Origin of the sequence: Streptomyces sp. cg36 (assembly GCF_041080675.1) — a bacterium.
Classification (GTDB): domain Bacteria; phylum Actinomycetota; class Actinomycetes; order Streptomycetales; family Streptomycetaceae; genus Streptomyces.
In genome coordinates, this window is record NZ_CP163520.1 from 4,191,348 (window position 1) to 4,203,643 (window position 12,296).

A 12,296-nucleotide genomic window follows, 5' to 3' on the forward strand; every position below is an offset into this window, starting at 1 on the left:
GCCGCGCACGGCCGGAGGGTGCGCGCGTCCGTGCTGTTCAGACGGTCGGGCCGCCGTCCCCCGGCGTTCCGTCGTCGTCCTTCCTGCCCTTCCCGCTGGTCTCCTCCAGCAGGGACAGCGCGAACTGGAGCAGCTCGGCCGAGAGCCCGTCGTCGTCGAGGCCGCGCCCGGCGATGCCTTTGATCTCTCCCGTACGCCGCTTGGCCAGGAACTGGAGTCCCGCCACGACGTCGTCGACGACCTCGGACTCCTCCTTGAAGAACCGCCAGTCGACCCCGAAGCCGAGTCCGAGGGCCTTCAGGATCTCCTCGGACGGATGGGTGACCTTGCCCGCCAGGATGTTGGAGAAGTAGCTGTGCGACAGGGAGCCGCCGCGCTCCTTCACGAGGTCGGAGAAGGTACGCCCGGAGACCTTCTCCCCGGGGAAGGTCTTCTCCACCATGTATTCGACCTTCTGCTGCAAGGTCGACAGCTCCGGCGTGTCGGGCGCTTCGTCCATCGGGTCCCCACCCTGTCTGGTCAGAACTGGGCTTGCACAAACACTCTACGCCACTGTTAACTCGAAAAAACACGGGCAGGGGGCCACGAGGGGAGTCCCTTGCCCGTGTGAAAGCCGTGCCTTTCCGGGCCTCGCCGTGCCCGGTTCCGGACCGGTTCCGAGCCGATTCCGGCCCGCTTCCGGGCCCGGACCGGGTGCTCGGGCATGCCCGGAGAGAGGTGTAGCCCTTCGCGACGGGGGATGCACGAAGGGCTACCCATACATTATGACACCGAGTCAGCCCGCCGGGACAAGGCGGCCCGCCGATCGCGCATGCGTACACATGTACACACCTTGCCCCGGCCCCCGCCCCGGCGAACCCGGGCCGGGCGGTGTCCTCCGGCCGGTCGCCGCACCCGGAACGGGGTGGCCGCGGCTCCCGCCCGGCGGCGCCACCGCTCCCACCGGGTCCGTAGCAGATGCACAGACCGCACGGCCGCGCACTTCGCCCGGCTCCGCCGCCGGCGCACCCGGCGGGTCGGCCTCCCGGCGCAACTCCCGTACCAGGAACGTAAAATCAGGGCAATGAACGAGCCCACGACGGCAGAGCCGCAGACCTCGCCCGCCTCCCTCGTGCGGGAGTTCCACGTCGCCTTCGGCCTGGACGCCCGCACCACCCCCACCGAGGTCCCCGCCGACCTCGCCGCCCACCGCCGCGACCTGCTGGTGGAGGAGGCGGCGGAGGCGGCCGAGGCCGCGGTCGACGGCCCACTCGACCATCTGGCGCACGAACTCGCGGACGTCGTCTACGTGGCGTACGGCACCGCCCTCGTCCACGGCATCGACCTGGACGCGGTCATCGCCGAGGTCCACCGCGCCAACATGACCAAGCTCGGCCCCGACGGCCGGCCGCTGCTGCGCGCGGACGGAAAGGTGCTGAAGGGCGAGCACTACCGGGCGCCGGACGTCTCCGAGGTACTGCGCCGCCAGGGCTGGCCCGAGCGGGCCTGACGGGCCGGGCAGTCCGGGCGGGCACGCGGGGCGGCGCCTGACGGGCCGGGCAGCCCGGGCGGACACGCGGAGCCGCGCCTGACGGGCCGGGCGGGGCTGGCGGGCACGCGCGGCCGGGCTCCGAGCCCGAGCTCGGTGCCCGGCCCCTTCACCCGTTCCGGTCGTCCGCCGCTTTCTTTCGCGTACGGCGAATCCATTGGGGACACCCGCTCCGAATCACCTGTGTGACGGCGGGCGTCGAGGAGGATCGGCGGGGCGGGAGGAGCGGTGGTGCGGGCGGAGCGCCCGGCCACGGCCCGCCCGCCCCGGCCACCGCGCCGCCCGCCCCGATGAACGTCCCGGCCACGGCGTGAGGAGCCCGAGCCAAGTGAGTGTCTCCGTAGTCCTGTTCACCTCCGACCTGCGGCTCAACGACAACCCGGTCCTGCACACCGCGCTGCGCGAGGCGGACCGGATCGTGCCGCTGTTCGTCCTCGACGACGGCATCCGCAAGGCGGGGTTCGACGCCCCCAACCGGCGCGCCTTCCTCGCCGACTGCCTCGCCGACCTGGACGCCGGGCTGCGGGCGCGCGGCGGCCACCTCGTGGTCCGCTCCGGCGACCCGGCCGACCGGGTCCGGGCCGTGGTCACCGAGACCGGCGCCCGCCGGGTGCACGTGGCGGGCGGGGTCAGCGCGTACGCCGCGCGCCGGGAGAGCGCGCTGCGCGAGGCGCTGTCCGGCACCGGGTGCGCGCTCGCCGTGCACGACGGGGTGCTCACCGCGCTCGCCCCGGGCGCGGTCACCCCCGAGGGCCGCGACCACTACGCCGTGTTCACCCCGTACTTCAACCGCTGGTCGAGCACGGGCCTACGGGACGTGGTGGCGACCCCGCGCAAGGTGCGGGTCGCCGAGGTCGACTCGGAGCCGCTGCCCGACCGCGCCGACGTCGACGGCGTCTCGCCGGGACTGGCCGAGGGCGGCGAGACCGCGGGCCGCGAGCGGCTGTGGCAGTGGCTCTCGGACGGGCTCGCCGGGTACGAGGACGGCCACGACGACCTCGGCGGCGACGTCACCTCCCGGCTCTCCCCCTACCTCCACTTCGGCGCCCTGTCGGCGGCCGAACTCGTCCAGCTGGCCCGGCGCGAGGGCTCCCCGGGCGCCGAGGCGTTCGTGCGCCAGCTGGCCTGGCGCGACTTCCACCACCAGGTCCTCGCGGCCCGCCCCGACGCCGCCCGCGCGGACTACCGCGCGCGCGGCGACGACTGGCACCACGACGAGGCGGAGTTCACCGCCTGGTCCTCCGGGCACACCGGATACCCGCTGGTCGACGCGGCGATGAGACAGCTCGCCCACGAGGGCTGGATCCACAACCGGGGCCGGATGCTGGCCGCGAGCTTCCTCGCCAAGACGCTGTACCTGGACTGGCGGCTCGGCGCCCGCCACTTCCTCGACCTGCTGGTCGACGGGGACCTCGCCAACAACCAGCTGAACTGGCAGTGGGTGGCGGGCACCGGCACCGACACCCGCCCCAACCGCGTCCTCAACCCCGTGGTGCAGGGCAAGCGCTTCGACCCGCGCGGCGTCTACGTACGCCGGTGGGTCCCCGAACTGGCCGGGGTGGACGACAAGTTCGTGCACGAGCCGTGGAAGCTGCCGGAGCGGGAACTGGCCCGCACCGGCTACCCGGAACCGGTCGTCGACCTGGCGGAGGGGCGGGCCCGGTTCGAACGGGGGCGGGGGCTGTGAGGGGTGCCCCTCCCCGGGGGCGATGAGGGCGGGCCGCGGGCCGCGGCGGCCGGGCCTCAGCGAGCCGGGTGCAGGGCGGTGTGGGCGACGATGGCGAGCTGGACGCGGTTGCTGGTCCCCGTCTTGGACCGCAGCCGCCGCAGATACGTGTCCACCGTGTGCGGGCTGAGCGCCATGCGGCGGGCGATGGCGCGGTCGGTGGCGCCCTGCGCGAGGTGCCCGAGGAGTTCCCGCTCGCGGGCGGTGAAGGCGGGCGCGGGAGCAGGAGCAGGAGCGGGACCGGGACCGGGAGCGGGCGCCGGTGGGGACGCGTCCGGAGGTGCGTCCGGGGACGCGTCCGGAAGTGCGGCGGGCGTGGTCATGGCTGGGCCTCCGTGGGGTTCGCAGGTTCCCGGGGGTGCGCGTCAGTCCTGCTCGCGCGGGGGGACGGGCCCCCAGCCGTTGCCGGTCCCGTCGCCGGTGCAGATCCGTACCGGGCCGACGGGCAGGGTCCCGTTCTCCTTCATGACGGCCAGCTCGGCCGGGGAGTACCGGCGCTGGAGCTCCTCGGTGGACGCCCAGTGGCACCTGCCCGTACCGCGGTCCGGGTCGATGGTGGTCGGCGGCGCGACATCGGCGTGCGCCACGGCCGGGGCGCCCACGGCGAAGAGGGCGGCGGTCATGGCGGTGAGGGCGAGGTGCTTCAGCTTGGTGTTCACGAGGACTCCCGTTGGTCATGCGGGTCGGTCATGCGGGTCGGTCGGGCGGGTCGGTCATGCGGGACAGGTGGGTCGGGGCCCGGCCGAATCGGCCGGGCTCCGGGATCCCTTTCAGCTTGGTCGCCGTCGCGCCCCCGCACTACATGTCCCACCTGTCACTAAAGTTGTGTGGCAGGAAGGGGAGCGGGGGACGAAGTGGATGAAGGGCGTAGTTCCGGGGGCATAGCGGGCATCACCGCCGGTGAGGAAACGGACCGGGCGGTCTACGAGTGGGTGGCCGAGCACCGCCGGCTCGACGCCGCGGCGGTGGCGGAGGACCTCGGCCTCACGGCCGAGGAGACGGTGGCCGCGCTGGATCGGCTGATCGCGGCCCGGCTGGTCCACGCCGACCCGCAGGAGCCGGGTACGGGATACGCCGTCGCCCCCGAGGTGGCCGCCGCGCAGCTGGCCGCCCCGGTGGAGGCGGAGATCCGCACCCGCCAGCAGCAACTGCTGCGGATGCGGCGGCAGTTGCAGCAGTTCACCACCTCGTACCAGCGCGGGGTGCAGGCGGCGGGCGGCGCGCTGGAGGTCGTCTCGGGCATGCACGCCGTGCGCACCCTGCTGACCCGGGCGGCGGCGGGCTGCCGCAGCGAGGTCTTCACCTGCCAGCCCGCCGGCGGCTTCCGCACCCCCGACACCCTGCGCGACACCCTGGAACGCGACCGCCCCCTGCTGGACCGGGGCATCCGGCTGCGCGTACTGCACCCCCACACCTCCCGCTTCCACGCCCCGACGCAGGCGTACGTGGCCGCCGCCTCCGAACTGGGCGCCGAACACCGCACGGCGCACGAGCTGTTCGGACGGCTGGTCGTGTACGACCGGGAGACGGCGTTCCTGCCGCTGAGCGACGGCAGCTGGGGCGCGGTGGTGGTCCGAGAGCCGCACACGGTGGCCTACCTGTGCGAACTGTTCGAGCAGGCGTGGGAGCAGGCGGCGGTGTTCGAGGACGCGGCGAGCCAGGGGCTGGAGCAGGTGGCCCGCGAGATCGACCGCACGATCCTGCGACTGCTGGGCGCGGGCCTGAAGGACGAGGCGATAGCCCGCCGCCTGGGCATGTCGCTGCGCACGGCACGCCGCCACATCGCGGACATCATGGACGACCTGGGAGCGGACAGCCGCTTCCAGGCGGGCGCGGCGGCGGCTTGGGCGGGGCTGCTGTCCAGGGAGCGGTGAGGGGGGGAGGGGCTGCGGGGTGGGGGATCCCGGGCCCGGGGGGCGTGGCGGGGCGCGCGGTACGGGGTTTCGGGGGGCGGGGGTTGGTGGCGGGGCGCGTGGTCCGGGGTGTCCGGTGCCGGGGATCCGTGACCGGGCACGCGGCACCGGCCACGCGGTAACGGGTTTCCGGGACCGGACGTACGGGACCGAGATCCCGGGACCGCCTTCTCGCGGATTTCCCCGAGCCCGCGCACGGCCCAGGATTCCGACCGTCACCCCGACCACCGAACGGGCCGCCGAAGCGGACAACTCGCCTCGCGGGGCCGGATTCCAGGAAGGCGGTCCCGGATGCCGAGCGCTACCGAGGTCCAGGAGAAGACGTACGGGAACGCGTACGAGGACGGTGCCGCGGGGACGGGGACGCAACGCCCCTTGGTGGAGGAGATCGTGCTGTTCCTCTCCGTCCACCGGGGCCGGCGCCCCGGCCTGATGTGGCTGGAGCACGAGCCGCTGGACCCGCGAGTGGTGGAACGCTCCCTGCCGAGCGCCCTGGCACACCGCCTGGCCCGGGGGATCACCGAACTGCCCCACCTCCCGGGCGAACCGGAGTACGGCTTCACGCACACCCCGCAGGACCTGCTGGTGTGCCAGCTGGGCGGCTCGGACACGTGGCACATAGCACCGCAGTCCGGAACGGCGCTGACCCTGCGCGTACAGACGGGTGCGGTCCTGTACGTCCCACCCCACGCCCTGTGCACCCGCCACAAATCCAAACGCTCCCGCACCCTGCTACTGGCCCTGGGGCCGGGCCGCAACGCCGACCCTGTGGCGTGGCGGGTGCCGGGCTGACGCGAGCGGACGGACCGCGTCGATCGACGCACCCGCACAGCAACAAGGCCCCGGTCGTTGACCAGGGCCTTTGTTGTGGAGCGAGTGACGGGAATCGAACCCGCGCTCTGAGCTTGGGAATCGCACGGTCCTCGGACGCCGATGTGGCCCCTGATCTGCAGGTATGCCTTCAGTGGGGGATCCCTGAGGGCGATCGTGGGACGGGTCTGTCGGCCGCTGTTTACCGCCCTTTATGGCATGTCGTGGCACGGAGGTGCACGGCCCTCGGGAAGGTGCGACGCCGTTCGCCACATCGCCTCTGGGCGTCGGCCTCGCGGGGGCAGGCGCAGCAACACGATGGGCGCGAAGGGCCGGCAGCCGTCGCGCCTCCAGGAGGCTGTCGCTTCCTCTCCGCCACGGTCGGAACCCGCCCGCCGGGTCCTCGGTGCTCGGTCGCGTCGAGGACGGCTGATTCGTAGCCCTGTCAGGCGGGGTTGCCGAGGACTACCGTAGGGCTGTGCGGCCCAGGACCCCGGTCGACTCATTGCCTCCCGAACGCCTGCCGGGCTCTTGTTCCGCTGCCCGCCGTACCGGTTGAGGCGCAGCACCCTGGGCCTTGCGGCGGGCGCGCGGCGCGTCCGTTCGAACGGGCGCGGTGCGTCCGAGTCCGCAGCGTGCGGATGAACTCCCCAGTGGAATCCGCTCGTTGCGTGTGAAGGCCGCCGCCGGAGGCATGGGCCGACATCGGCGGCGGCCACGAGTGCGGGAACTGCACGGCTCCCCCTCCGTGAGGTCCTCGCACCCCACCGTCCTCATCGGCACCCGGAGTGCGCGGGAGTACACCCCGGCTCGAACGTGCCAGGAGGACGAAGGGCCGGAACCGTCGTGATGCGGTGCATGTGCGGTTCCGGCCGCCCAGAGTGTGGAGCGTGCTGAAGCCCGGGGGCCGGGGGCCGCATCAGCGGGCGACGCACCGGCCGTCGATGGAACACGGTCCGGCGCTCTCCGAATACCTCACATGCTAGGACCGGTCGGGCCGGACGCAACACCGCGTGAACCGGCCGTGCTTCGCCGCCCGGTGCGGGCAGGCCCGTGACGGCCCGGCTCACTGATCGGTGAGATCGGGATCCGCCCGGCCCTCGATCACCTCACGGGCCACGTCCCTCAGTGGCCGCTGCCGTGCGCGGGCGTGTCTGCGCAGCAGGTCGAAGGCTTCGTCCAGGGGCACGGCCCGGCGGTTCGCGAGCATCCCCTTGGCCTGTTCGATGACCACGCGGCTGGTCAGCGCCTGTTCCAGCTGGGCGGCGAGGGTCCGGCTGCGGTCGGCTTCGTGGGCGCGTTCCAGCATGACGGCGGTGAAGTCCGCGAGTGACCGCCCGAGCACCAGCGTCGCGGGGGAGAAGGTGTTCCGTGCGCCGGACAGCAGGGTGAGCACCCCTCGCGTCACGGTGTGTTCGCGCAGGGGGAGGGCCGCGACGTGGGTGTAGCCCAGCGTCAGTGCCTGCGGGGTGTAGTGCGGCCAGCGCTGCCTGGTGGGGTGGCTGGTGAGAGCGGTCTGTGCCCAGGGGCCCGCGTCGGCCCGGTGGCAGTCGTGGCCCGGGCCCTCCCGCCACCCGATGGCCTCGTGCTCCAGGCGGGACACCTGGGGGTTGGAGCCGGTCGCGCGCGCCGCCTCGTACTCCCCCGGGGCGAACACGACGGTCGCGGCACGAATGTTGAGCAGGGCCGGGGTGCGGTGTGCGAGGACGCTCAGCGGCCCGGGCACGTCCGACGAATCGTCCGCCGTGCTGTCGGCCAGGGCCACGAACGCGTCGGCCAGCCGCTGTTCGGCTGTCATGACACCTCATCTCAGATGATTTTCCGGTTTTCGTGCACGATCTGCCGGGCGACGGTGTCGGAGGAGACCGCCTCCGCGAAGGCCCGGGCCTTGATGAGTGCCAGCGCGTCCGAGACCGAGCAGCCGGTCTGTGCGGACACCATGCCGGCCGCCTGGTGCACGGTGGCCCGCATGTCCGTCCCGCCGTAGAGGTCCGGGTCGGCGTCGGGGTCGAGCAGGACGATGTGGGTGAGGGCCTCGGCGACCTCGGCGAGGTGGGCGGTTCCGGTATCCGTGGGCCCCGTGCCGAAGACCGTCAGCGCGCCGATGCAGCTGCTGCGTGCCCGCAGCGGTACGGCGGCCACCGAGGCGATGCCCAGCGAGAGAAGGGAAGGCCCGTACCACGGCCAGCGCGACTTCATCCCGGGCCCCGACACGTGTACCGGTCGGTGTCCAGCCGCCGCGTCCCGGCCCGGACCCTCGCCGAGGACGAACTCCAGGTCCTGGGCCGAACCCGCCAGGTGGTCGGACGCGGCCACCGCGAGCTGGTTCCGTTCGGCGTCGATCAGTGCGACTGCGGCGCTGCGGGTGCCGCACGCCTCCGCGACCACCGTCATGAACCGCGGCCGGACGTCGTGGCCTCCGGACCAGGTCGCGGCGCGCACGGCGAAGTCGTCCTGGAGGCGGGCCGACGCGCGATGGCACTCGGCGGTTCTGCGATGGGTCTTCGCGATCTGGAGGTGGAACTCCTGACCGGGCTCCGCCGCCAGGAGTTCGTGCCGCTCGGCGACCGCGTCCGCCCGGTCCGCCCGTTCACGGGCCAGCGCGGCCCGCTGCCGGGCCACCGCTGTCAGGCCGAGGTCTTCCCTGCGCCCCTGAGCGTCCATGAGTACGAAGCTACGCCGCCTGGCTCAGTCGGAGGTGTTGTTTCGGCTCTCTTCCATCATCAGGACGACGCCGCCGTGGTTGCCGCCGAACGGGGAGAAGAACACGTCGCAGGTGATGGGCCGGCCGATGCGGCTGAGGGACTCCACACCGAGCGGGCCGGAGCGGGTGCGGGTCTCCATGCAGCGCTCCACGACGGGTCGCAGTTCCTTGGTGGGCAGGCCGAAGTCCAGGTCGAAGAAGGGCCGGTCCAGCACTTCGTCGGCGCGCAGTCCCCACAGGTCGACGGCGCCCCGGTTCCAGCTCTTCACCTTCAGGTCCTTGCCCAGGACCACCACACCCGCCGCGATGCTGGTGAGGACCGCCTCCAGAAACGCCCTGGCCTCGTCCAGTTCGTCCGTGCGGATGCGCATCTCCTCGTTCATCGTCTCCAGTTCCTCGTTGCCGGACTGGAGTTCCTCGTTCGTGGTCTCCAACTCCTCGTTGGTCGACTGGAGTTCCTCGTTGGTGGTCTCCAGTTCCTCAATGCTGGACTGGAGTTCCTCGTTGGTGGTCTCCAGTTCCTCATTGGTGGACTGGAGTTCCTCGTACGCCGTCTCCAGCTCCTCCCGGACCCTTTTGACCTCGGCCTTCAGCTGCGTGGCGACGGTCACGTCGGTGAACGAGATCACGGTGGCGACGTGCAGCCCGTTGGGTCCGGAGAGTGGCTGGATAAGGATGTCGCAGTACTGGACGTCCTCGGCCCCGCGGCGCTCGACGCGGTTGACCCGCAGGGTCCGGCGCTCGTGCGTGGACTGGTCGATCAGGGAACGGAGTTCGACCGGCCGGTAGGAGACCTCCAGGTCCTGGAAGGGGCGGCCGATGTCGCTGGTGGTCAGGCCGAGCTGGATCCTCGCCTGGCTGTTGACCGCGACGACGGTTCCGTCGGCGTCGAGGGCGATCAGCGGGGTGGGCCCGGCGTCGAGCACCAGGTCGCGCAGCTGGCGGGTGCGCGCCACCGAGTGCATCTCGGTGCCCGTGGCGGCCCTGAGCTTCAGGGGAGCGGGGCTGTAGGTCGGCCCCTTGCTGCCGGCCCGGCGGCGGAAGACGCGCTGGCGCATGTTCACGACCTCGAACCGCTCGCTGTCGTTCAGCAGCATCTCGGCCTTGCCGAGGAAGAGGAAGCCGCCGGGGCGCAGGGCGAAGTGGAACCGGTCGACGATCTGCGTCTGGGCCTCGACGTTGAAGTACATCATCGTGTTCCGGCACACGAGCAGATCGAGCCGGGAGATCGGGGCGTCGCGGGTGATGTCGTGGCGCCCGAAGATCACCCGGCGCCGCAGGTCGAGGCGGAAGCTGAACTGCGCGCTGTTCTGCTCGAAGTACTTCTCCCGCAGATCGGCGGGCAGCGACTCCAGGGCCTTCGGCGTGTACAGCCCGGAACGGGCCTCGCGCAGCGCTTCCTCGTCGACGTCCGTCGCGTAGATCTTGACCCGGCGCAGGCACTCCTCGATGCCCAGCGTCTCCGCGAACATCATGGCCAGCGAGTACGCCTCCTCGCCGCTGGAGCACCCCGCGCTCCACACCCTGATCTCCTCTTCCGGGTCGAGCGTCGTGAGCAGCTGGGGAACGACCTCGTCCTGGAGGAGCGTCCACGCCTCCGGGTCGCGGAAGAAGGAGGTGACGTTGATCAGGATGGTGTTGAAGAGGGCGCCGAACTCGTCGGTGTTGGTCTCCAGGAGATCCTGGTAGTCCGGGTACGAGTCGATGCCGACGTCCGTCATCCGCTTGTGGATGCGCCGGGCCAGCGTCGAGCGCTTGTAGCCGGTGAAGTCGAAGCCGCGGGCTTCCCTGATGAAGCCGAGCAGCTCCTCCAGCGCCTCGTTGCTCTCGGCGTCCTGCGGTCCGCCCATCACTGCCTCTCGGCCTCGACAAGTCCGCGCACGACCGCGGCGATCTCCTCAAGAGGTAGCACGAAGTCCACCGCTCCCGTGTCCACGGCCGACTGCGGCATCCCGGGGAACTCCGCGGTCTTCGGGTCCTGGGCGATCACCGTGCCGCCGTGCGCCTTCACGGTGTCGACTCCGGTGGCTCCGTCCCGGCCGGTGCCGGTGAGGACGCAGGCGATCGCGGCCGGACCGTAGGCGCTGGCGACCGATGCGAAGAGGCGGTCGGCGGAGGGGCGTACGAAGTGGACGGCCTCGGTGGTGGACAGTCTCAGGAAGCCGCTGGATCCGACGAGGAGGTGCTGGCCGGGAGGGGCGATGTAGACGGTGCCGGGCCGCGCGCGCTCCCCCGCCTCGGCGAGTTTGACCGGGAGGGCGGTACGGCGCGCGAGGACCTGGGCGAGCACCGTCCGGTGCTTCGGATCGAGGTGCTGGACCACCAGCACGGGCACCGGCAGCTCCGGGTCGAGCGCCCCGAGCAGGGCGCTCAGTGCTTGGATGCCGCCTGCGGACGATGCGACGGCGAGGACGCCGTAGTGATCTGCGGGTGGCCGTTCGCGCGTCACCTCACGAGCGTAACCGAACCGGGCCGGTGGGTGAGGAGCCGAGGACGTCGACAGGCCCCCGTGCTTACGGCCTGCGCCGTCCGGGGTGACTGCCTGGTCTGATTGCACCCTTTGGGCTCCTCATCAAGGTCATTCTCAAAAGTACACCCGAAAGGCGGAACGCCCGCCAAGGAGAAGCGTTTCTGTTCGAGAGGCGTCCTGTTCCTGACCTGGGTCGGCCTAGAGTCGCCCCGTCGTCACCCGTGCTCCCGGTGGCCGAGAACCTCCATCGACGCCCGCTTCGCCCTTGAGGCGGGCATCTCGCGACCCCCTACGGAGATGGCGCGATGCCCCGGGAGCCCGTTCCCCCTGTCCAGTCCTCTGTCCACTCCTCTGTCCGCCAGATGCGTGTCCGTGAGACGGAAGGGCGCACCGTCGTCGAACTGCTGGGTGAGATCGACATGGCCGTCGTCCTGCGCTTCACCGCCGAGATGGACGTACTCACGGAGGGGCCGCGTGTCGACATCGTGGTCGATCTCGGTCCTGTCGAGTTCATGGACTGCTGCGGGCTGGGGATGCTGTGCCGTGCACGGCGACGCGTCGAGGAACGGAGCGGACGCCTGACCCTCGTACGTCCCGGTCCCGGCATTCGCAGGATGCTCCGCGTCTTGGGGCTCGACGAGGTCTTCGCGGTGGCGGACACCTTGGACGAGGCGGTCGGGCGCCCTGGACGGGACGTTCGGCAGGCGCCCGCCAGTGAACCGGGGCCGGGCCTGCACGGGCTCGGTTTCCCGCCGCACAGTCCGATTCGCGGGCTGTTGCCCACGGAAGGTTCGCCCTAGGCTGCGGAGCAAGGAACTCCACGCCCATCGAGGCAGAGGCAGCAGTGTCGGCCTGTGCGGTGGGCGGTTTCCGACCCCCTGCCCCCGGGTCGGGAGAGACACATTCGTCAAGCGGCCGGAACCCGTCCCGCAAGGGACGTGGACGGCTCCCGGCCCGCGTCCTCCCGGTCTCTTCGAACTGGGGCCACACTCCCGCGCTGCCCCACTGGCCGCGAGGACGATCCGCGCGCGCGGATCCCGTGATGAGGGGGGCAACTCCGCGCGCAGGCGGCCGTCGCCGATACGCGGCGACGGCCGCCTCCAAAGCGCCGTTGAGCGCCGTCGGGCAGGGGTGCCTGAACAACA

The 12,296-nt window shown here is 71.9% G+C and carries 12 protein-coding genes; 5 read left to right on the top strand and 7 right to left on the bottom strand.

The window, feature by feature from the left end; translation table 11 throughout:
• Positions 1–37 precede the first annotated feature (37 nt).
• Positions 38–499: a hypothetical protein gene (locus AB5J87_RS18685; protein ID WP_369377933.1), complete on the bottom strand. Its 462-nt coding sequence runs from the start codon at positions 497–499 to the stop codon at positions 38–40.
• Positions 500–1,063: 564 nt separating this feature from the next.
• On the opposite strand from AB5J87_RS18685, the gene AB5J87_RS18690 reads away from it, so the two are divergent.
• Together AB5J87_RS18690 and AB5J87_RS18695 are read left to right on the top strand one after the other, a co-directional pair.
• Positions 1,064–1,489: a MazG nucleotide pyrophosphohydrolase domain-containing protein gene (locus AB5J87_RS18690; protein WP_369377934.1), complete on the top strand. Its 426-nt coding sequence runs from the start codon at positions 1,064–1,066 to the stop codon at positions 1,487–1,489.
• A gap of 367 nt (positions 1,490–1,856) precedes the next feature.
• A complete protein-coding gene (locus AB5J87_RS18695; protein ID WP_369377935.1) occupies positions 1,857–3,215 on the top strand; it encodes a deoxyribodipyrimidine photo-lyase in 1,359 nt (452 codons plus the stop codon).
• A 56-nt stretch (positions 3,216–3,271) separates the two neighbouring features.
• Here AB5J87_RS18695 and AB5J87_RS18700 read toward each other — a convergent pair whose 3' ends face one another.
• Together AB5J87_RS18700 and AB5J87_RS18705 are read right to left on the bottom strand one after the other, a co-directional pair.
• Positions 3,272–3,577, bottom strand: coding sequence for a response regulator transcription factor (locus AB5J87_RS18700; RefSeq protein WP_369377937.1), 306 nt, complete (start codon positions 3,575–3,577; stop codon positions 3,272–3,274).
• A gap of 42 nt (positions 3,578–3,619) precedes the next feature.
• Complete coding sequence (locus AB5J87_RS18705; RefSeq protein ID WP_369377938.1) at positions 3,620–3,913, bottom strand: hypothetical protein; 294 nt, start codon at positions 3,911–3,913, stop codon at positions 3,620–3,622.
• Positions 3,914–4,108: 195 nt separating this feature from the next.
• On the opposite strand from AB5J87_RS18705, the gene AB5J87_RS18710 reads away from it, so the two are divergent.
• Positions 4,109–5,128, top strand: a complete 1,020-nt coding sequence (locus AB5J87_RS18710; RefSeq protein ID WP_369377939.1) for a LuxR C-terminal-related transcriptional regulator — start codon at positions 4,109–4,111, stop codon at positions 5,126–5,128.
• A gap of 330 nt (positions 5,129–5,458) precedes the next feature.
• Positions 5,459–5,959: a hypothetical protein gene (locus AB5J87_RS18715; RefSeq protein WP_369377940.1), complete on the top strand. Its 501-nt coding sequence runs from the start codon at positions 5,459–5,461 to the stop codon at positions 5,957–5,959.
• Positions 5,960–7,043: 1,084 nt separating this feature from the next.
• Here the strand turns inward: AB5J87_RS18715 and AB5J87_RS18720 are convergent.
• From AB5J87_RS18720 to AB5J87_RS18735, 4 genes are read right to left on the bottom strand one after another with little or no spacing between them, the layout of a single operon-like run.
• Positions 7,044–7,775, bottom strand: coding sequence for an ANTAR domain-containing protein (locus AB5J87_RS18720; RefSeq protein ID WP_369377941.1), 732 nt, complete (start codon positions 7,773–7,775; stop codon positions 7,044–7,046).
• A gap of 11 nt (positions 7,776–7,786) precedes the next feature.
• Positions 7,787–8,641 carry a GAF and ANTAR domain-containing protein gene (locus tag AB5J87_RS18725; RefSeq protein WP_369377943.1) on the bottom strand — a complete coding sequence of 285 codons (855 nt, stop codon included), beginning with the start codon at positions 8,639–8,641 and terminating at the stop codon, positions 7,787–7,789.
• Between the two features lie 24 nt (positions 8,642–8,665).
• A complete protein-coding gene (locus tag AB5J87_RS18730; protein ID WP_369377944.1) occupies positions 8,666–10,531 on the bottom strand; it encodes a CheR family methyltransferase in 1,866 nt (621 codons plus the stop codon).
• Complete coding sequence (locus tag AB5J87_RS18735; RefSeq protein WP_369377946.1) at positions 10,531–11,130, bottom strand: chemotaxis protein CheB; 600 nt, start codon at positions 11,128–11,130, stop codon at positions 10,531–10,533. Before AB5J87_RS18735 ends, AB5J87_RS18730 begins: the two co-directional genes overlap by 1 nt.
• Before the next feature lie 383 nt (positions 11,131–11,513).
• Between AB5J87_RS18735 and AB5J87_RS18740 the strand changes: the two genes are divergently transcribed.
• Positions 11,514–11,951, top strand: coding sequence for an STAS domain-containing protein (locus AB5J87_RS18740; protein WP_369377948.1), 438 nt, complete (start codon positions 11,514–11,516; stop codon positions 11,949–11,951).
• The last annotated feature ends 345 nt before the right edge of the window (positions 11,952–12,296 follow it).